Origin of the sequence: Enterovibrio nigricans DSM 22720, from assembly GCF_900167155.1 — a bacterium.
GTDB classification, from domain to species: Bacteria; Pseudomonadota; Gammaproteobacteria; order Enterobacterales; family Vibrionaceae; genus Enterovibrio; species Enterovibrio nigricans.
Genome location: NZ_FUXU01000059.1, coordinates 1 through 21,827, shown reverse-complemented (window position 1 = coordinate 21,827; position 21,827 = coordinate 1). Strand labels below are relative to the sequence as shown.

Annotated in this window: 16 protein-coding genes; 9 read left to right on the top strand and 7 right to left on the bottom strand. The window is 46.1% G+C overall.

What is annotated here, in order from left to right; genetic code table 11:
* Position 1 precedes the first annotated feature (1 nt).
* Complete coding sequence (locus B5D35_RS17155) at positions 2-499, top strand: GNAT family N-acetyltransferase (protein ID WP_244556644.1); 498 nt, start codon at positions 2-4, stop codon at positions 497-499.
* A gap of 17 nt (positions 500-516) precedes the next feature.
* Here B5D35_RS17155 and B5D35_RS17150 read toward each other — a convergent pair whose 3' ends face one another.
* The 5 genes from B5D35_RS17150 to B5D35_RS17130 all read right to left on the bottom strand — a co-directional run bounded on the left by B5D35_RS17150 (position 517) and on the right by B5D35_RS17130 (position 7,638).
* On the bottom strand, positions 517-990 hold the full coding sequence (locus B5D35_RS17150) for an NYN domain-containing protein (RefSeq protein ID WP_078753758.1): 474 nt from the start codon (positions 988-990) through the stop codon (positions 517-519).
* 168 nt (positions 991-1,158) lie between these two features.
* Positions 1,159-2,010 carry an alpha/beta hydrolase gene (locus tag B5D35_RS17145; RefSeq protein ID WP_078753757.1) on the bottom strand — a complete coding sequence of 284 codons (852 nt, stop codon included), beginning with the start codon at positions 2,008-2,010 and terminating at the stop codon, positions 1,159-1,161.
* A gap of 84 nt (positions 2,011-2,094) precedes the next feature.
* Positions 2,095-2,685 (bottom strand): TetR/AcrR family transcriptional regulator, encoded by a 591-nt coding sequence (locus tag B5D35_RS17140; RefSeq protein ID WP_078753756.1) that lies wholly within the window; start codon positions 2,683-2,685, stop codon positions 2,095-2,097.
* A gap of 142 nt (positions 2,686-2,827) precedes the next feature.
* The gene (gene katG / locus B5D35_RS17135; protein ID WP_078753755.1) at positions 2,828-5,002 is read right to left on the bottom strand and encodes a catalase/peroxidase HPI; all 2,175 of its coding nucleotides are present in this window, start codon (positions 5,000-5,002) and stop codon (positions 2,828-2,830) included.
* A 290-nt stretch (positions 5,003-5,292) separates the two neighbouring features.
* On the bottom strand, positions 5,293-7,638 hold the full coding sequence (locus B5D35_RS17130) for a glycosyl hydrolase family 18 protein (RefSeq protein ID WP_078753754.1): 2,346 nt from the start codon (positions 7,636-7,638) through the stop codon (positions 5,293-5,295).
* Between the two features lie 707 nt (positions 7,639-8,345).
* Between B5D35_RS17130 and B5D35_RS17125 the strand changes: the two genes are divergently transcribed.
* Positions 8,346-9,146 carry a 5'-methylthioadenosine/S-adenosylhomocysteine nucleosidase gene (locus B5D35_RS17125; RefSeq protein WP_078753753.1) on the top strand — a complete coding sequence of 267 codons (801 nt, stop codon included), beginning with the start codon at positions 8,346-8,348 and terminating at the stop codon, positions 9,144-9,146.
* A 184-nt stretch (positions 9,147-9,330) separates the two neighbouring features.
* Positions 9,331-9,807 (top strand): BamJ family beta-barrel-assembly machinery protein, encoded by a 477-nt coding sequence (bamJ, locus tag B5D35_RS17120; RefSeq protein ID WP_425291245.1) that lies wholly within the window; start codon positions 9,331-9,333, stop codon positions 9,805-9,807.
* 117 nt (positions 9,808-9,924) lie between these two features.
* On the opposite strand, the gene B5D35_RS17115 is transcribed toward bamJ, so the two are convergent.
* Together B5D35_RS17115 and B5D35_RS17110 are read right to left on the bottom strand one after the other, a co-directional pair.
* On the bottom strand, positions 9,925-11,952 hold the full coding sequence (locus B5D35_RS17115; protein ID WP_078753751.1) for an EAL domain-containing protein: 2,028 nt from the start codon (positions 11,950-11,952) through the stop codon (positions 9,925-9,927).
* 200 nt (positions 11,953-12,152) lie between these two features.
* Complete coding sequence (locus B5D35_RS17110; RefSeq protein ID WP_078753750.1) at positions 12,153-12,911, bottom strand: phosphotransferase enzyme family protein; 759 nt, start codon at positions 12,909-12,911, stop codon at positions 12,153-12,155.
* Positions 12,912-13,470: 559 nt separating this feature from the next.
* Between B5D35_RS17110 and B5D35_RS17105 the strand changes: the two genes are divergently transcribed.
* The 6 genes from B5D35_RS17105 (at position 13,471) to B5D35_RS17080 (ending at position 21,709) form a co-directional block, all read left to right on the top strand.
* Positions 13,471-14,658 (top strand): M24 family metallopeptidase, encoded by a 1,188-nt coding sequence (locus B5D35_RS17105; protein WP_078753749.1) that lies wholly within the window; start codon positions 13,471-13,473, stop codon positions 14,656-14,658.
* Positions 14,659-14,680: 22 nt separating this feature from the next.
* Complete coding sequence (gene doeB, locus B5D35_RS17100) at positions 14,681-15,697, top strand: N(2)-acetyl-L-2,4-diaminobutanoate deacetylase DoeB (protein WP_078753748.1); 1,017 nt, start codon at positions 14,681-14,683, stop codon at positions 15,695-15,697.
* Positions 15,698-15,758: 61 nt separating this feature from the next.
* Entirely contained in the window at positions 15,759-16,238 is a 480-nt protein-coding gene (locus B5D35_RS17095; protein WP_078753747.1) for an Lrp/AsnC family transcriptional regulator, read from the top strand.
* Positions 16,239-16,385: 147 nt separating this feature from the next.
* A complete protein-coding gene (locus tag B5D35_RS17090) occupies positions 16,386-17,891 on the top strand; it encodes an NAD-dependent succinate-semialdehyde dehydrogenase (protein ID WP_078753746.1) in 1,506 nt (501 codons plus the stop codon).
* Between the two features lie 12 nt (positions 17,892-17,903).
* The gene (locus B5D35_RS17085; protein ID WP_078753745.1) at positions 17,904-19,316 is read left to right on the top strand and encodes an aspartate aminotransferase family protein; all 1,413 of its coding nucleotides are present in this window, start codon (positions 17,904-17,906) and stop codon (positions 19,314-19,316) included.
* 530 nt (positions 19,317-19,846) lie between these two features.
* Complete coding sequence (locus tag B5D35_RS17080; protein WP_078753744.1) at positions 19,847-21,709, top strand: hypothetical protein; 1,863 nt, start codon at positions 19,847-19,849, stop codon at positions 21,707-21,709.
* Positions 21,710-21,827: the final 118 nt, after the last annotated feature.

Sequence of the window (21,827 nt, the reverse complement as noted above, 5' to 3'; positions counted from 1 at the left end):
AATGACACTAGAAACTCGCCGCCTGATACTGCGTCACTTGAATGAAAGTGACGCAACGTTCTTGAACGCGCTATACAACACAGACGGTTTTCTTACCTTTGTTGGTGACAAGAATATTCGCAGCGACATAGATGCCGCTGTGTATTTACGTTCTACGCTTCTACCAATGTACAAACAAGATTATATGGGGTTGATGGCGGTAGAAGAAAAAGGCAGTGGCAAAGCGATTGGTATCTGTGGGCTAATTAAACGGGATACGCTTGATGATATAGATCTCGGCTACGGATTTTTCCCTGCATTCCAACGGCAAGGATATGCAAAAGAGGCCGCCGAAGCTGTCATTCAACTGGCAAGAGAAACACTGGCTGTTCCTCAAATAGTCGCCATAACGCATCCAACGAACAACAGAAGCATTTCTTTATTAGAAAAGTTGGCGTTTAAAGTTCAGTCTCAAGGTATCGATGATCCTGAACTCATTTTGTTAAAACTCACTTTTTAACTTAAGAAGCCAATAAATTAAAGCAGTAAGTCTTCAGAGATCGGAATAAAACGGTCGACCGAGTTGACCAGAGAATTGGCTGTTAACATAGGCACACCAAAGACAACGGCCTCTTTACCAAACCCTTCTCGCACCTTTGCCATCAGCATATCGAAATCACCGTCACCCGAAAGCAAAACAACCACGTCAACGGATTGTGCCGCTTCCATCACATCAATGGCAATACCGACATCCCAATCACCTTTTGTGCTGCCATCACTACGCTGAATATAAGGCTTTAGCTTGACCTCAAAACCAATATGCCGCAGTGCATCCTGAAACTTGATTTGCTGATCATCATCTCGGGCTATCGCATACGCATTCGCTGAAACAACCTGACCCATATCATTGAGTCGTTGCCAAAGCTTACGGTAGTTAAATTGACGTCCATAAGCTTGCCTAGTGGTGTAATAAATGTTCTGAACGTCAGCAAATACGGCTATGTTTTTCAACGTTTTCCAACCAAGTTAATATATTTGTTTATCAGCCGTCACTATGCATTCCATAAGGCATTGCTTCAAGTGATTGCTAAGAAAAATCGCTAAACTGCTACAATAATCATCACTTCACCCATGAAATATTGGAACACCAAGCCGTATCACCAAAATATTCCCACACATTTATACACGTTTGGTTGCCTGACAAAATGCCTCTTTCAGGGGCGCACTTTTTAACACTCGCCCATGACCCAACCCCTCGGTCGCCACTAAAGAAACATGGGCAAATTGTGTGGCCTCTTCTGATACTGAAAACGGTGCAAATCTGTCACCTTTATCATGTACGATCGTAATTGGACCTTGCCTTAGCGCCAGTTTCTTAAAAGGGTCGAAACTCTCGATCGTGACGTCGTATTGCCTTCCAACATCATCGATGACTTCTTTGAATAGCTTCATTGAGAAACCCGACGCTTTCACGGTTGCAAACAAGTTTTCCCAATAATTGAGTACCGGTGCTACAAGAATGATCGGCTTGCCTTTTAAGCACAAATGTTCACTTTCCAACACCGTCGCACCGCCCATTGAGTGGGCAATAACCCCTTCAATATGCTCCTGTCGATTTAAAATACCCTCAAGCGCGTTGAGAAAGGCGGGAATGCTCCCCTCTTTCCCTTCACTCTTCCCATGAGCCGGATGGTCATAAGCAAGTGCGGTGTAACCAGATTCAGCAATGAATTCCATCAGGGGGAAAAACTGATTGGCTGAGCCAGACCACCCGTGAGTCAATACCCAAGTTGGCCCAGCCCCCAACTGGTACGTCATCATTTTGCCTTCAAGGGTTTCAACTGTCTCAACTCTCATTGCCTCAGGCATTGGATTGATTTCACGACCTTTTGCAGGTGTAAGAAACAACTTACGCGCCGTTTTCAACGCATGTTTGGGTGCAACTTTATAATACAATTTGCTGGCAACACTGACCGCACCGCGCTTCAGACTAAAACGTCTGTTTTTTCCAAAATAAATCTTACTGCTCATAGCTGACTCCTTTTTTCGAACGGTCGTGCTATTTGTGAACAAAAAATAAGCAGGCTTGATGATTACCTGCTTATCCTCAATACGTTAGCGTTTAATCATGCTGAACAGTTCGTCGATACCAGCCCAAAATCGTTTGGCATTTTCAGTCTCTAGATCTAGGGTTCTGAACAAGTGGCTACTGAGGTATAAACCATAAAGTTTATAAACCAGCTGGCAACAGTCTAAATCAGGCTTGAACTCACCGAACTCAATACCTTTCTCAAACTGAATTTGAAGATAGTACAACCACTTTTTAGTTGTTTCCTCAAGGGCTTGCTGCATGACGTCGCCATCATTCGACTTTTCCCGCCACGCATCCAAAAACATACAACTACCTTGAATCGAGCTATTCCACGACATCCAGTTATCCATCAAATGACGGATTTTACTCTCACAACTGTCGTGCGGCGTTTCACGGGCAGGCTCTATAACCTTTTCCGCAAACCGCTGTCCTGCATACAACACAACAGCTGCCTGGAGATTTGAACGTGCATTAAAATGGGCAAACAGGCCGCTTTTTGACATGCCAACTCGTTTAGCGAGTTCGCCGATAGTCAAACTCTCTAAGCCTTCTTCGCTGGCCATATCAAAGGCAATGATTAAAATTTGCTCTCGTGTCTGTTTTTTCTTACTCATAGCTCACTTCAGCTCTCAACTCAGTTAATTTATAGCACGAACGTTCTATTTATCAACCGCACGTTTGTCTGGTCAGAGTAGTCACATTAACCGCCAAATACAAAAAAGCCGCTGAACTCAGCGGCTTTTTTGTTAACGCGTACTATTTACCCAGGTCAAATCGATCCAGTTCCATCACTTTCACCCATGCAGAAACAAAGTCGATGAGGAATTTGTCTTGTGCATCCTGGGTTGCATAAACCTCTGCAAGAGCACGAAGTTGTGAATTCGAACCGAAGACCAAATCAGCACGTGTGCCCGTCCATTTCACCGCACCAGTGGTCCGATCGCGGCCTTCGAATACATCATCACCACCAACAGGTTTCCACTCTGTACTCATGTCCAGAAGATTAACAAAGAAATCATTGGTCAGTGCTTCAGGGTTTTGTGTGAATACACCGTGGCAATCACCCCCTGCATTGGTATTGAGAACACGAAGGCCACCCACTAGCACAGTCATTTCAGGTGCGCTGAGGGTTAATAATTGCGCTCTATCCACCAACATCTCTTCAGCGGATACTGTGTACTTGGTTTTCAGGTAATTCCTGAAGCCATCCGCTTCTGGTTCGAGTACAGCAAACGAATGTTCATCGGTTTGCTCTTGTGAAGCATCCATACGTCCTGGCGTGAAAGGCACCGAGATCTCTTTGCCTGCATGCTTTGCGGCTTTTTCAACACCGACGCCACCAGCCAAAACAATTAGGTCAGCTAAAGATACACGCTTGTCACCCGCTTGCGCACTGTTGAAATCAAGCTTAACGCCTTCCAACTTCGCTAATACATGCGCCAGTTGCTCAGGTTTATTAACCGCCCATTGTTTTTGTGGAGCTAAGGCAATCCTCGCACCATTTGCACCACCGCGCTTATCCGAACCACGGAATGTTGATGCCGATGCCCAAGCGGTTGAAACAAGTTCAGACACAGTTAGGCCAGTGGCTTCAATTTTCGCTTTCAGTGTTGCGATATCTGCGGCATCAACCACTGCATGTGTGCACGCTGCAATCGGGTCTTGCCAAATCAGTTCTTCGCTTGGTGCTTCGCTACCTAGGTAACGCGATCGAGGACCCAGGTCGCGGTGAGTCAGTTTGAACCAAGCACGGGAGAATGCCTCTGCAAATTGATCCGGATTTTCCATGAATCGACGAGAAATTTTCTCATATGCAGGGTCATAGCGAAGCGACAGATCGGTGGTCAGCATGGTTGGCAAGTGTTTTACACTGCCATCGAATGCGTCAGGGATCACACCGTTTGCATCTTTAGCAATCCATTGATGCGCACCCGCTGGACTTTTTGATAGCTCCCACTCGTAACCAAAGAGGTTCTCGAAGAAGTAATTACTCCACTGTGTTGGTGTTTGTGTCCAGGTTACTTCCAAGCCACTGGTAATTGCGTCACCAGCCTTACCTGATGCATGGCTGCTTGCCCACCCAAATCCTTGAAGTTCTATTGGCGCTTCTTCTGGCGCTGGGCCAACCAAAGCCGCATCACCCGCACCATGCGTTTTACCAAATGTATGACCACCCGCAATCAAGGCAACAGTTTCTTCATCATCCATCGCCATGCGTGCAAATGTTTCTCGAATATCCGTTGCTGCAGCAATCGGATCAGGGTCGCCATTCGGCCCCTCTGGGTTTACATAGATTAGCCCCATTTGCACAGCTGCTAATGGATTTTCCAAATCACGGTCACCACTGTATCGTGTGTCACCCAACCAATCTTTTTCAGTACCCCAATATACATCTTCTTCTGGCGCCCAAATATCTTCTCGACCGCCAGCGAAGCCAAACGTTTTGAATCCCATTGACTCCAGAGCAACATTGCCCGTCAAAATCAGTAAGTCAGCCCATGATATTTTTTGACCATACTTTTGTTTAATAGGCCAAAGCAGACGACGTGCTTTATCAAGGTTACCGTTGTCAGGCCAACTGTTAATCGGCGCAAAACGTTGGTTACCTGTCCCCGCACCACCGCGACCATCGGATGTACGATAAGTCCCTGCACTGTGCCAAGACATACGAACAAATAGCGGACCATAGTGACCAAAGTCTGCTGGCCACCATTCTTGAGAATCTGTCATTAATGCATGGAGATCTTGCTTAATCGCGGTAAGGTCAAGCTTGGCGAATTCTTCTTTGTAATTAAAGCTCCCACCAAGTGGGTTTGACTCTTTCGTGTGCTGGTGAAGAATATCGAGGCGCAGTTGATTAGGCCACCAATCTCTATTGGTAGTACCGCGGCTTGAAGTTTTGTGGAAAGGGCATTTGCTCACATCTGACATGATCGTTCCTCCATTGTGGACACGTCGGTTTTTCTTGTTTGCAATATTTATAGTCTCATGAAGAGACAGTATCCAATTGAATATATCGACCAATGCAATAGGTAATTCCGATATAACTTTTCAATTTTAGAAACGATAATTTTTTCAATGTGTTAGGCGTTTGTTTACATATCACTTCAGCTACAGTGAATTTATGTGTAAGGAATGACTGGATTAAAATTGAACGATAAAATACTGATTGATCAAAAAAGCCCTGCAATGCAGGGCTTCAAAACACAACACTATGACGCTTAGATTTGCTCCCAAGGCCCCCAAGCTGAACCAGGGACATCGCCTTTCGTCCACCATTTCGCTTTGTATGTTGCGCCTTGGTAGATCGCCGTGTCACCACCGTTGTAGACTTTATCTGCACTCCAATCTTTCGTTGTGCCATCATCTACAGCAACCCAAACAGCGGCTGAGCCCGGTTCTTCACCTTGTGTCCACCACTGAGCGGTATATTCAACACCGTTGTGGACAACTTTGTCTCCGGAGTTGTAAATCGCGCTAGGATCCCACGTGCTGTCAACTGGGCCGGTATCGCCTTTCACGTTAACGGTGACAGTAGAAGAGACACTTTCGACGCCATCCGTAACGGTGACAACAACGGATAAGGTGCTATCAGTCGTTGATGCATCTGTTGGTACGGTAATCACTGCCGCATTGCCAGTCTGAGCAACACTGCCAAGCGATGAAGTAATCGTCAGAGTGTCATTATCAACATCGGTTGCAGACACGCTAATCGTTGCAGAATCACCCGCATTGACAGAAACAGTAGTTGGCGTAACCAGCACAGGGGCATTATTTTCAACCACACCACTGCCTACCACATTGACAACCACGCTGGCTGCATCAGACTTTCTGCCATCGCTCACAGTCACTGTCACTGTGTCGGCAAGATCAGTCGCTGTGTTTGGCGCTTGATACGTGACTGTCGCAGAGCCATTACCATTGTCCGTCACCACTGCACCTTGCGCAGCGAAGCTTAGTGCATCACCATCGGCATCTGTCGCTGTAACGACAAAGCTAACAACTTCACCTGAATTCACTGTCTGCGCACCCGGTACAGTTATGACTGGCGCTTCGTTTGGAACGATGTTTTGGCTAAACACGGTATCAATTTGCTCTGCAAGCGGAGAGCGAAGATTTGTACATTGTTTCAACTTCGAACCGTAGTTTACAAACGTACCTTCACACTGAATATCTCCGTGTACCTGCCAAACGATGATGCCACCAAGATCATTGTTGACGATGTATTCGGCTTTCTTACGAATCGCATCGGGATCGTCATAGCTCAGGAAGTACTTCCCTTTCACAGCGTATGGTACTTCTGCATTCGCATCCCAGAGGTGTTCCCATCCAGTTTGCTTGATAATGTAGTTGTAGTTTGGTTGTCCTTCAAACGCAGCCCAGTTAGTCAGGTCTGCGGCTGATACCGTTGGCCCATCCACTGAGAAATTAACGGTACGCTTGTCGGTTGGTGCACCCAGATAAGCCGTTGCCTCTGTTGTTTGAACACCGCGACCATAGAACGCAGCACCGAAATTGATCTTGTTCGATGGAATACCACGAACATTGACCATCCAATTTTTCAATGTGTCGAGGTTAAGGCCGGGGAATTCCTCTTCAGGGTAAGGATAAAGGGGGGAGTTATGACCAGCGACATTTGACCAACCACCATTCAGGTCGTAGGTCATCATATTGAAGTAATCCATCGAATTGGATAGACGTGTCCAGTCATAGCCTTCCAGCGCAGCAGGTACGGCTTTAAACGCAGCTGTGAGCAGCCTGTCAGGTCCAATTCGCTCACGAATATCATCCATCAACTGTTCAAAGTTGGCGTAGTCCGCTTCAGTACCCTCAAAATTCATACCACCAGAGCCAGGGTATTCCCAGTCAATATCAATACCGTGAAAACCCAATGCTATCAGGCGATCGACGTCTGCAAGGAAGCGGGCTTTCATCACTGGATCAGCAGCCATTTCTGGGAAGTGTTTTGACATACTCCAGCCACCAATAGATGCCATGACTTTGACACCTTTTTCGTTGGCAAGGTCAATTAGACCCGGTGCGCCACCCGCTTTTTTCAGCGGTATAGGCATTTGACCTGTCACACCTGTAGGTTCGTGTTTCCAGCCTCGGCCATCTTTTACAAAGCCTTGCGCCTGAACTTTTGCTAGCTGCTCAGCTTGCCAAGGTTCATTCCCCGGATACTCGTGAATATATTCCAACTCACCCCAAAGAATGTGAAAATCCCAACTTGAATAAACGTCAGGATGGAGCAATGGGCCCGGTTCCTGAACGGAGGTTGGTTGGTAAATATTCTTGTTTCTTAAATCACCACTGTGCAAAGAACCGTCTTTGGCAACTCCGAAGAATGAAAAGTTAAGGATCGAGTAGATATCCATATCTACGTTCAAATGCGTGGCTTCGCCTTTAACGCTAAACCCAGCATCAGTTCCTTTCCATGCTTCCCATTGTGTCAAATACCCAATGACAGCCTTATCGTGAGAAGGCGCTGCTTGCAATGTTGCGCTCATGCCTAAAGCACCAGCAACACATGCAGCAATCGCTGTGAACTTAATGTTCTTATTCATTTATTATTCTCCACGTCCTGGATTGTGGTGTGAATTCACCATTAGCTACTTTTTCACCACTTAATTTTTGACGCGAATATATTTATCAAAGTTTGGCACACTCATTCACAATGAAACATCTCAATTACATTTTGTTTCTTTATTTTTTGCACCAGTGCAACGAATAAATATGAACAAGTCAGCTTGCTTCTCTTGTGCTATGTGGTTTATATAGATTTAACACGGATATATTGGCAGGATAAAACAACGCTCTACTCTGTTAATGCTGTGTAAAAAAAAGCTCCGTCCTCGATAAAAAGAAACGGAGCAAAAACATTAAAAAGAATGCGCTAACAAATTAACACCCATAACAATGAGTGTTACATGCAAGCCGTGCTAAAGCACAACCGTTTGCAAGCAAACACCGTACCAATTGTTCGACGCGTTAAAATTCGCGCCATGTAAGAATAAGCTGTAATTTCATGCACCTAGATCAACTCTTTTTGGCGCATTAACTGCACCAGCATGAAGCATTCCCCTCACGATCATCTGCTTATCCAGAACAAAATATCCGTATTCTAATCGAGCATGCTTTTCGTTTAAGCACCGATAATCATTTGAACTCAAACAACTACCCAAAATAAAGATTGGAATTAAATATTGACGCAAACGTTTGCTTTAGTATGATGCGCCGGAATTTAACGACTCGCCCGCTAGGTAAACGCAATATGTTTAAAAAAGTAGCATTTCTTTCTTTTCTAATTTCATTTTCTGCTATTGGTGCTAAGCAACCGATTCTAATCCAAGGTGCAATGGACATAGAAACCAATGTCCTGATTAACGCGCTGGACAATGCCAAAGAAAGACAACGTGGTTCTTGGACATTCTGGGAAGGCGACATTAAAGGTCACCCAGTTGTAATTTCACGAACAGAAATTGGTTTAGCAAATGCGGCGGCGTCTACCACATTAGGTATCGAGCTGTTTAATCCGAAATTCATTATCAATCAGGGAACTGCCGGTGGTCATGACCCTGAGCTTTACCGTGGTGATATCGTTGTTGGTGCCCGTAGCTTCAATATGGGCGCATACAAAGTTGAGTACACGGAAAAAGGGAAAGGAATTCACCCTGAGCAATGGAAGAACTTCGACGTTGTCATGCGCCTTCGTAAGGACGGCGAGCTTGTTGATTACAGCCATTACGACGCAGACGACGCCCTTCTTGCTCATACGCTGAGTTACGCCGATGCATACAAACACGGCAACGTTGTTTCCGGTGTTATCGGTACGGCAGATGAGTGGAACCGCGAAGTTGACCGCATCAACTGGTTTCACGAATCCCTAGGTACGTCAGTCGAAGAAATGGAAACGTCTGCGGCTGCACTTGTAGCAGAAGCTTACGACGTGCCATTTGTTAGTATTCGTGTGCTATCAAATACCGACCAACACAATCAAGATTTCGACCCTGCAACCGCAAAAAATTGTCAGAAATTCGTGCTTGATGTTGTTGATGGTTTAATCGAAAAATAATACGTAAAGGGGCATCTGCCCCTTTACCTCTGTATCTGCCCCCCTCTTTCTACAACCATCCTAAAATCTCAGCAAAATTCCGCCCTCTAGCAACATTTTGCTAAATAATATCGATTCCATTTCTCGTATGGGTTTTACATAATGAATCTCGTCAGGCATCAGCCTTATATACAAAAAGAGAGTCATTATGGATTTCGCATTACCCCTCGCTATTGTTGTTCTTATCGTCCTTATTTACCTCAACAGGCAAAAGGCACAGAAAGCCGCTGCTGAAAACAAAGAAGCGGGTGAAGCTTTCTTATCTAAAAATGGACAGGAAGACGGTGTCTTACAAACGGAGTCGGGTCTTCAATATAAAGTATTGGAGTCTGGTGAAGATGATGAGCACCCAACGGCAACGTCCAAAGTAAAAGTGCACTACCATGGAACGCTGATTGATGGCACTGTATTTGATAGCTCAGTGCAACGAGGTGAACCGATCGAGTTCGGACTGAATCAAGTGATTCGTGGGTGGACAGAGGGTGTCCAATTGATGAAAAAAGGCGATAAAACGCGCTTTTTCATCCCTGCGGAACTGGCCTACGGTAATCGCGGTGCGGGTATTATCAAACCTGGCTCTACATTGATTTTTGATGTCGAGTTGCTTGATTTCAACAGATAGACTCGAACAACCTGAAGATACCACATTCAACGAGTTTGACTGCATAGCGGTATGATTGAATAGACAGAAAAGCCGCGGTGTACCGTTCAAAAGTAAACAGTACACCGCGGCTTTATTTTAAGCGTTCGACGCTTTAGTCTCCGTTTCAGACGCCCACACTACAACATTTTCCAATGCCATGGGCTTTGCAAAGTAAAACCCTTGACAGATATTTATGCCACAGCGCTCCACAAACACCCTGTCTTTTTCGGTTTCAATACCTTCAGCGACCAGTGCACAGCCCGTAACCTCACTAATTTTTGCCAGTAATTGATAGAGACTTTGACCCCGCTCTTCCGTGGTATTCAATAGCAGCGAGCGATCCAGTTTTACTTTATCAAAATTGAATTTCAGCAAGTGTGGGAACGATGCATAACCCGACCCAAAATCGTCAATCGCAACCTTCACGCCCAAGCCTTGAAGAAGCTCAATATTCTGTCTAATTTGCACATGATCTTCTAAAATCGCCTCTTCCGTAATCTCTAGTTCTAGTGATGTTGGTGACACACCATAGAAATAAAGACGCTCAGAAATGTAGTCGACAATATCTGGATCGGACACTGACTCAGCAGAAATGTTGATCCCCACGCGACAACCTGCGTTTAACGGAAGGTCTTTCAAGTCTTTCAACACCAGATCAATGACCATTTCATCCAACTGCTTGATTGCACCTAATTGGTGAAAATCTTTAATAAACTGCGGCGGTAATATCTGGCCATCTTCGGTGCGATATCTCACCAATGATTCATACGCAATGTCACTTGGGTCTTTCAGATTTACCTGTGGTTGGTAGTACATGACAAAACTGCCACGCGTCATCATCTTGCTCACGCGTTGGCTAATTTCATGATGATTGACATGCCCACCTATTGATTGCCCAACACCACCAAGAAACGAGGTCAACGTGCTTTTTTCAATCGCATGACGTAGCGTGATATTTTTCGCATCCAAATTACTTTTCCCCGCATAGTGCAGGTAGAAAGGACGATAAACAAACACACCAATAGTGATTACGGCGATTTGCAAAAGGACACCACCAACACTGTTTCCTGTTGCTAAGTATCCGCTAATAAGGGGGGGCGTCATCCAATCAACTATGCTGCTCACGGGATTTACCAATCCAACTGCCATCGTGCTATAAACCACGATAAAACTAATCATTGGTACAAGAATAAACGGTACGATTAACGTCGGATTAAAGATAATAGGTAAGCCAAATAGCAGCAGCTCATTAATGTTAAACATCACTAGCGGCAATGCTGACAAAGCCAGTGTGATGTGACGCTTATCTTTAGAAAATATCAGAATGCATAGCAACAGACTGAGCGTTCCCCCCGAACCGCCAAGAGCCAAAAACGCGTCATAAAAACCTTGCCCTAAAATGTTTAACGGTGCGTCTCCCATTTCCCAGGCTTCTAGGTTGTTTTTAGTATCTTCAAACAGTTGTTGCTTTGCTCCAAACAGAAAATTGTGACCATTAATCCCAATAGCCCCCAACAAACCCAGAATAAATTGATAAATCAAACCGCCACTAATTGTCAGTGGATTTAAGCTGAGGTCTTTTTTAACAACGTCAGACTCTAAAAGAACAGTACCAACCAATTGATTGAAAAATACCGTCAGCAATAGAAAACCAAAAAAGTGTAACGATTGTTTAAATAACGCACTGGCAAAATCTATCCGCGAGGGATCTAACGGATAAACTTTGAAAGAAACACACCACGTTGACGCCACGATTGCAGTAAGCAAAGCGATCAATGGATTATTGGGTAAGCCGTTATGCACAGCGACCAAATCATTAGCGATGGAGATCCCCGTAAACATGACTAATGCATAGGGTATAACAACCATCGGACTCACGTTGTGTTTCGTCGACAGGTAATACGTCGTAATAATGCAAAGCGCTGTTGGGTAAACACCAATCAATAGATCGGAGAAATAGAAGAAACGTTTTGCTAATTCAATTTGTTCCGCGAAGTTTAAAAAGTGGCCAAAAAAGAGGGAGATCGCGTTACAAATCGTTAAAGGTAGCAATAGCAAAAAGACAATTGAAATGTCACGAACATACGTATCGTAACAAGACCTTAGCGAAGGCAGTTTCAACATATTGTACCGAGATAGTTAAAAAGGAATAAAAATTTGGTCGGATTATATAACCCGACCTTGATACCAACAACGTAATTGTGGATAACGGCAGCACATATATATTTCAAATAATTACAAAGTGATTATTTTTTCTTCAGATTGACTAAACGCTATCTTAACTTCACCCAAACGTCAAAATACAGTGCCTTAATTTTGGCGCTTTACAACGTATTTAAAAAATGACGTATTATTTTCAGCTTATTCTCTATTAGATAATCAATATCTTTTAAGTAGGCTTTGTCATGCCCCATCGCTAAGTGCTGTTGGAACTGAGCATTCCCTTTTGCTGCTTCAGTTTCCATAAACGTTACCAGCGCTCGCAGTCGATTCGCCATCTCGTCGGCCAGTTGATGTTTCTCGCTTTCTGATGCGCCATAATGATCACAAAACATTCTCGCGCGGTGACATTGTTCAGTAAGTGTGCCCATTTCATCATATTTGTGGGTTTTAAATGGCGCCCAGCAGTATACGGCATAGGCCAGATCCCAAATGCGAGGGCCTGGATGACTCGTATCAAAATCAAATACGCCAACAACAGAATTTCCCTTAAGCGCCACGTTGTAAGGGGCAAAATCACCATGGCAGATCACGTCAACCGGCTCACGCGGTTCGAGAGCCCAGCGACAGTTTTCCATCTTAGGTAGATACAACGCCGACGCTTCATGAAATGTTTTTAATAACACCGCAGCACTACGCAGCGCTTCTTCTGATGCAACTGCCCCACACAATGGATAGTCGTAAGTTTCACCCTCAACCAAACTCAAGATTTCAACGCCGTCTGCAACGCCTAACGGCTTTGGACACGCTGAAAACCCGTCACTGTGTAGATAGTTTAAAAATTGGTGAATAGTCGGCGTATGCGGCCCAGCGGGGCGCGCTACTTCGTTAGCGGTAACGACGATGTTACGTACGCTTGCCATGGAAGAGCCTGTCCTTTTTGTAATTCAAATATCGACAAAATGAAAAAGTAAATTGGCCTCACTAAAAACGCGAAAAAATGGAAAATAAACGACCAACTCTTCTTCATCAAACGAATATGGTGCCACTTTCGGGCAAGGCCGGAGTGTATCCATTTCCCCAAAAAACTAAATCACGCGATTACCAGTTTTGCGACAACCAGCAAACTGCGCCGCCTCCGGACGAATTTAACCAAAAATTGAACCCGTAGCGCATTTATTACGTCTAACAAATTGATTGACTAAATATTAATCACTAATGTAAGTGTTAGGAGTGCGTGAAAAACGCCTCTACCATTTTCACTGCCACGGCATCCAATTTGGAAATCGTCCCGTGTAAAACAGTAAAAAGGAGAACGCGAGTCACTTACACGCTAAGGCAGTAAAGCCGACACAACACGGCAAAACAAACACCCTGAAACGAGCCCAGGTATCGGCTCCGAACTTGGATCTCACGGGTGATTGGCGATGACTGTTGAACGTCAACGTTCGTCCATTGGGCGGTACAAAAGGAGTTTGAGGTATGAGCGACGTCTCACTCAACTTTTCACTGGAAGAGTTCTATTCACGTATCGCAAAGGTACGTGCCGCAATGCTCGAAAAAGAGATCGATGTCCTTCTCGTACACGATCCCTCAAATATGGCGTGGCTGACCGGATACGATGGTTGGTCTTTTTACGTGCCTCAATGTGTCGTTCTTGGGTTATCAGGTGAACCACTTTGGTTTGGCCGAAGACAAGATGCCAACGGTGCGCGACGCACTGTGTTTATGCGTCCCGAAAACATCACTGCATATCCCGATCATTACGTGATGAACCCACCACTGCACCCCATGGAGTTTTTGGCAAACCATATATTGCCCGAACTGCTCTGGGACAGAGGACATATTGGTGTGGAGAAAGACAATTACTATTTCAGTGCTACCGCTTTCGAAGCATTGCGCGACAACCTTCCCCTAGCCTCTCTTGTTGATTCCACGGCGCTCGTTAATTGGTGTCGAGCAGAAAAATCCCACCAAGAACTGAAATACATGAGAGCAGCTGCGCGTATCGTAGAAAACATGCACCGCGTAGCGTATGAGCTTATAGAGCCCGGTTTACCTAAGCACATTTTGGTTGCTGAGATTAACAAACATGCCGTCATCGGCCATGGCGACCACTTTGGTGACTATGCCGCTATTGTGCCTCTTCTTCCCTCTGGCGTGGATGCCTCGGCCCCTCACCTGACATGGGATGACCGCCCGTTTAAAAAAGGCGAAGGCACCTTTATTGAAATGGCAGGGGTACATCGCCGTTACCACTGTCCACTGTCACGAACCATTTATCTTGGCGAACCCGCCGACCATTTTAAACGCGCTAATGATGCGTTAAACGAAGGTCTTGAAGCAGGTTTAGCCGTATCAAGGCCGGGAAATACGTGCGGCGATATCGCTGACGCGCTCGACAAAACGATGGCGAAATACGGTTTTGATCGGGGTGGCTCACGTTGTGGGTATCCCATTGGCCTGAGCTATCCACCTGATTGGGGTGAACGCACCATGAGCCTTCGTCCTTCTGACCAAACCATCCTCAAAGAAGGCATGACATTCCATTTTATGCCCGGACTGTGGATGGATGATTGGGGCATGGAAACAACAGAAAGCATTGTGATCACGCGACGCGGAGCAAAAACACTTTGTGATTTTCCCAGACAATTGTTCATCAAACATTGAGTAGCGAGGAGAGTAAAGCCCCATGTCAAGAAAAATGCCCCCTTCTGCCATCAGTACCAATATCGACTTTAACGCTGATGGTGTTCAGCATGGTTTTCTGAAACTGCCTTACTCAAGCGATCAGTCTGCATGGGGCGCAGTGATGATCCCTATCACTATCGTGAAAAACGGCACTGGGCAAACTGCACTGTTAACAGGAGGCAATCACGGAGACGAATACGAAGGCATAATTTCCCTGCAAAAACTCAGCAATACGCTCAAGCAGAAACACATTACAGGCCGGGTAATTATCATCCCGATGATGAATCACCCCGCTGTCGCCGCAGGAAGCCGAGTCTCCCCTATCGACGGTGGTAATATGAACCGCGCCTTTCCCGGCCACCCTCAAGGTTCGATTACCGGAAAAATTGCCGACTATTTTAATCGAGTCCTAATCCCGATGTGTGACGCGGCCTTGGACATTCACTCAGGAGGGAAGACGCTCGATATCCTGCCTTTTGCTGCTGCTCATCGGTTGCCTGATAAACTTCAGGAACTTCGATGTTGGGAAGGCGCGAGGTTGTTCGGCGCACCTTACTATTTCTTCATGGAAGAGATGGATGCCGTCTCACTGTATGACACCGCCGTAGAGAAGCAAGGAAAGGTATTCGTGACTACCGAGTTGGGCGGAGGCGGAACAACCACACCTGAAACCGTTGCATTGGCTGACAGGGGGATTCACAATTTTCTTGTCTATAGTGGCATTTTACAAAGAAACTACATTGACCCACCAGCTGACCCCAAGCCCATGGAAATCCCAAGTGCTAAGTGTTACTTACAAAGTGAACATCGCGGCGTAATGGAGATCACCGTCAAATTGGGACAGGTCGTCGTTAAAGGCGATTTGATTGCTTCTATTCATTCGGTTGAGCGTACGGGACAATCCCCTAAAAAATACTACGCCACCACTGAAGGCATCATCTGCGCTGTTCGCCATCAGTCACTCATCAACATTGGTGATACCTTTGCCGTGATCGCAAAGCCCTTATTAACCGGCTAGTGAAACTGGGAAACCCGCTAACCCTGTGCCACGCTTATAAAATTCAGCACAGGATCCCGCGATGCGACTCGATAAATACGATCTTAAAATACTTCAAATTCTTGCCACGCAAGGCAGGATCACTAAATCACACCTTGCTGAAGCCATTAACCTTTCTGTCAGCCCTTGCTGGGAACGTGTAAAAAGGCTTGAGCAGGCTGGCGTCATCGAAGGCTACAGTGCCCGCATCAATACCAAGATATTCCAAAAAAGAACGCCTGTAATGGTAGAAATTTCCCTTGGCAGACACGACGTAAACAGCTTTCAACGGTTTGAACAAACCATGCGAGACTGTCCAGAAGTCGCTGATTGCTTTTCCACTGGAGGAGGAATTGACTATATTCTCCGTGTTGTCGCTGAAGACATTGACCAATATCAGCGTTTGATCGACAGTTGGCTAATGTCCGATCTTGGTATCGAACGCTACTACACCTACATCGTCACCAAAACGGTAAAGCACCAAAAAGACCATTTCGACATCAACGAAAACTTGATTCAATAGAACCGCTTACGCCCACCACAGAAAAAACACACAGTAATTCTGTCGAATTCAGAAAAAACACCCACTTTATTTTGCGCTTCCAGAAAACAGATACGCGTTCACGTACTTACATTTAAAAGGTACTTATTTGGATGCGTAGGGGGTCTTATGGCCGCGCTAGATTTACACAAACATAACGACGCAATTCTTACACAATTAAAAGATTCTCGACTATTTAGACAGCTCGCTTATGTCAATGGAAAATGGGTAGCAGGTCAGTCCGACATTGCTGTCACCAACCCTGCCGATGACGAGGTGTTGGGGTACATAACATCACTTGAAAAATCACAAATAGACAATGCCATTGACGCCGCTGACACTGCGTTTAGACATTGGAAAACCTTGTCTGCAGACCATCGTGCTGCAGGACTGATGTTATGGCATGACAAGATTAAAGAGAACCGTGAGGACTTGGCGCGTCTAATGGTCTTGGAGCAAGGAAAAACGCTCGATGAAGCACGCGGAGAAATTGATTATGGCGCATCCTTTATCCGATGGTTTGCCGAAGAAGCTCGCCGTGCCTACGGTGAAACCATACCTAGTCACATCCCGAATGCCCAACTAGGCACCATTCGTGAGCCGATTGGCGTTGCTGCCCTCATTACACCGTGGAATTTCCCCAGTGCAATGATCACGCGAAAAGCCGCCGCTGCGCTCGCGATTGGTTGTACCGTGATTGTAAAACCCGCGGGAGAAACCCCCTTCTCAGCACTCGCATTGGCTGAATTGGCTGAACGTGCAGGTATACCCGCTGGCGTATTCAATGTCGTCACTGGCGACGCTCCTATGATCTCAGCAACGCTTTCCTGTTCGGATAAAGTCAAAGCCCTATCGTTTACAGGTTCAACGCGAGTCGGCAAACTCTTACTTCGCCAAAGTGCGGACACCGTAAAAAAATGCTCAATGGAGCTGGGTGGCAACGCACCATTTATCGTTCTGCCAGATATGGACACCACAGAGGCAGCAAAAGCCGCTGTCGATGCGAAATTTCAGACATCAGGGCAAGATTGCCTCGCAGCGAACCGTATATTCGTACCAAGAGATAAACATGATGCATTTGCTGATGCCTTCGCAACTGAAATGCTCAAATTGCGTGTCGGCAACGGCTTAGATGCTGATACAGACATCGGCCCCTTGATCAACGCGCAGGCCGTGAACAAAGCACGAAAAATTGTCGAAGATGCTTTGGAGAAAGGCGCAAAGCTCCTCGCTGGATCCCCACAGCCCGTCTCCGACGGCAACTTCTTTTACCCTGTGCTTTTGTCCAATATCACCCCCGACATGATGGTATATCGCGAAGAGAACTTCTGCCCCGTTGCCGGCATTGTCCCTTACGACACGATTCCAGAGGTGATCACCGCAGCCAACGACACAGAATATGGACTCGCCGCTTATGTGTACGGTCACGATATCCGTCAAATCTGGACGTTAATGCGCGGGTTGGAGTTTGGCATGGTGAGTATCAACAGCGTAAAAATGACCGGACACCCCATCCCCTTTGGCGGAATGAAGCAATCTGGGCTTGGTCGTGAGGGAAGCAGACACGGTTTCGATGAATACAGCGAAATTAAATACTACTGCCTTGGCGGGTTAAACATTGCCAGCGGAAATTAAAAGGAGTTGAAGATGAGCAAACAAATCGACACAAAAGCCCTGCTAGAAAAAGACCGCCAGCATGTTTTTCATGCTTCGACACACCTAAAACAATACGCCGACGGAGACATGGCTGGGCGCATTATTACCAACGCTAAAGGCATCCGTATTACTGACTCTGAAGGCGTTGAGCTCATCGATGGCTTTGCTGGCCTTTACTGCGTGAATATTGGCTACGGGCGTGAAGAAATGGCCGAGGCCATTTATGAGCAGGCGAAAAAGCTTGCGTACTATCACACCTACGTTGGACACACCAACGAAGCTCTCATCCCATTGTCAGAACGCATCATCAAACTGGCAGGACAAGGCATGAGCAAGGTGTATTACGGCATGTCAGGCAGTGATGCGAACGAAACCCAACTCAAATTGGTTTGGTATTACAACAATGCACGAGGACTGCCAGAGAAAAAGAAAATCATCTCTCGTGACCGTGGCTATCATGGTTCCAGCATCGCGTCAGGTTCACTGACTGGCCTCCCGGTTTTTCATGCGCACTTTGATTTGCCACTAGAGCGTATAAAGCACACTGTGGCACCTTACTACTACCGACGCAAAGATAACGACATCAGCGAGCTTGAATTCTCAACCTATTGTGCACGTGAGCTTGAGAATATGATTCTGATGGAAGGCCCTGAAACCGTCGCGGCTATGATTGCTGAGCCCGTCCTAGGAACAGGCGGTATCGTGCCACCCCCAGAAGGCTATTGGCCAGCGATCCGCAACGTGCTCGATAAATATGACATTTTGCTCATCGCCGATGAGGTTGTTTGCGGCTTTGGTCGCTTAGGCGCGGATTTTGGTTCACTGTACTACGACATGAAGCCAGACCTGATTACCGTGGCAAAAGGGCTGACATCTGCCTATCAACCGCTGTCAGGAGTCATGGTTGGTGAGCGAGTATGGAAAGTGCTCGAAGACGGTACCGACCAATGGGGGCCTATTGGGCACGGATACACCTATTCAGGGCACCCGTTGGGAGCCGCATCTGCAATGTGTAACCTCGACATTATAGAGCGCGAAAACCTGACACAAAACGCCAGAGACACAGGTGCGTATTTTCAACAGAAGATGAAAGAAACCTTTGCGGATCACCCTCTCATTGGTGATTCTCGGGGCATTGGTCTTCTTCATGCGTTGGAGTTTTCAAGTGACAAAGCCAACCGAACACACTTTGACCCTAACCTCAAAGTCGGCCCACAAGTCGCCGCAGCATGTATGGAAGAAGGCTTGATCGCTCGCGCTATGCCCCACGGTGATATTTTAGGGTTCGCACCACCACTGGTAGTAAATAGGTCCGACATCGATGACATTGTCGAACGTGCCGAAAAAGCGGTGACCAAGGTAACAGACAAACTTGTTCATAGTGGTGGTTGGAAAGCTGCGTAGCGACTATCTCTCAATACGCTTCATCGCCAACGTTTTTACATCAACAAAGCGGAGCTAACTTGGCCCCGCTTTCTTTCCTTCTTAATCATGTGTTACCAGCCCCCAATATTACCCAATCTCAATAAGTCACACTATTTATGTATCTAATTTAATACATATCGAATTTTCCCGAAAACGGAGCAAGGGTTGTTAACTACTCGTGCATAGAATTTTAGCTCGTTCGTTTTTTCGAACGCTTATACCCAAGTGACCTGAAGATGCTCGAATTCAGAGGTCATCAATGTGTTCAATTCGAGGCAAATTCACCGAGGAATAGTCATTCTATTTTCGGAAGATTTAACGAAGAAGTGGGCACATTGAGGCCCTACCTTCAGTCAATCTCGCTGAATCCGGCATCTTCAGGTTTCTTGGGTATTAAACACGCAACGATAACGATGTTGGCTAAGTAGGATGAATGCTATGAGTAGTATCAATGCACAAATATTAAAAAATAACGTACTTATACCCGCACTATTGCTTGGAGTAGTGGCTTGCTCCGACAACAATTCCACCACCTCCCCGCCTCAGTCACTGGCACAGTTTCAGCGCCCAGTGGTACCGTTGTAAACTTTAGTAAACCGACACTTTTGGAACACATTTTCCCACCAGCATATGCAGCCATTGTTGGTCTGGAGCCTGTGCGCAATGCAACGGTTGAATTGATCAGAGTTGATGATGATGGGAAACAAATTGGCGATGTCATTGCGAGTGCACCAACATCGATAACAGGCGAGTACAGACTCAATTTACCATCAGGTCTAAGTCTTGCAGGTAATCTGGTTGTTAGAGTGCGTGGGCAAAATACGGACATGAATGCCATCGCAATAAATCAGAAAGTCGATGTGGATCCCGGCAGCCACTACATCTACAAAAACCTGATCGACTCAGACCTTGTTATGGCTGACCTTGCTGAAAACCACATTGTGACCTTGCGCGGTGTGATTGACGAATTGGATTTAACCGCGGGCACAGATTTAACAGAAACATTAGCTGCACTCGACGCCGTGGCCGGATTTCAGCTTAAACAAGAAATTGGAGTGCTGACAAAAACACCGGGTGATGCATCACAGTTCGCCGGGGCGTGGCACGGCGCTATTTTTGAAATGTCACTTCACGATGAAGACACAGGAACATCAGGTTCGTTTTATACATCAATCGAAGGCAGTGAATTTAACGTCGAAGCCGTATCCAATGATACCCTCTCAATTACCGATTCATATGAGGAAAACTTCGGGATTTTGCACTTTTATCAAGGTGGCGCAGGGATAGAATCGTCTCTATTTACCGCAACCGAGATCCAGAACACCCCCGAAGACCCAGAACAACTTCAGGTAAATATTACGTCTGACGGCTCTCTCATAGAAAGAGTAGGGCTTGATGAACATTTAAGTTACGACAATGGCAACGGCCCGGAATTTGGCTTCCGTACCCTACCCTCCACCTTTATTCTTGAATCTGCTGGCAGTGACGACGTCAAAATCGGTATCAATCAGGAATTAGGCCTGCGTTTTCTTACCGTCGATACTGACAACGATGGCAAATTTGACGCCCTAGACCCAAACCAAAAAGTTGGCGACGAACCAAGCCTCACCATGGACCTGCTAGTAAGAAAAGGGATCGACATTTCTAACAACACACTGAGTGGAAACATCGGTGTCGTCATTTTTGATTTGATCCTGAATTCAAACAACGCCGAAATGGAAGTCGTCACTGAGTCGAGCATTCTATCTTTCGATGGAAATGGTACATTCTCAACGTCCGACGGCTCTGAAAAGCGCGCAGAAATACTCAGAACACCCACATCTCTCGCGTTTTCAGATTCCCCTCCAGAAGATAGCCTCACAGGAACATATAACCTAAGTACCGACGGGCTGCTGACGCTAACTATTGATGGTGACAATATCCAGGGCTTCATTTCTCCGACGGGAGATTTATTGGTCGCGTCGCTAATCGAAAGATTTCCAGAGGAAGCAGAAAGCATCACTGATTATGCGCAACTCCTTGCCATGGGAATTGGGCTTGGCGACACCCCGCCCTCAATAGCTGGCTCTACCTATAAACTTTACCCAATAGAACTCGGGTTTACTCAAAGTGGTGGCACGGAAGTGCTGACATTTTCGCACCCTGGCACCATGACATTTGATGATGCGGGTACGCAAGCAACGCTTCAAGGAGAGACTCTCGGAATTATCAAAAATACGGTTCTCGGTCAGTCCATTGCACCGACCGAAGATAGCGAAACATTCACCATGTCAGCAAATGTTGACGTCAATAGCGGTGTAACACTGACAGAGAATGACGGAACATTCGAGGGGCTTTGTTGCTTAATTCGGTTGGAAGACATGGCAGCCTAAAGTTGTTCGGTTCTTAAGCAATCTTCTAACAGGCGGGGCTTTGTTGCTTAAATCGATGGAACTAAATCTAGAAGCTACGATCTGATCGGCTACACCCATCAATCGTCGTAGTCTCATG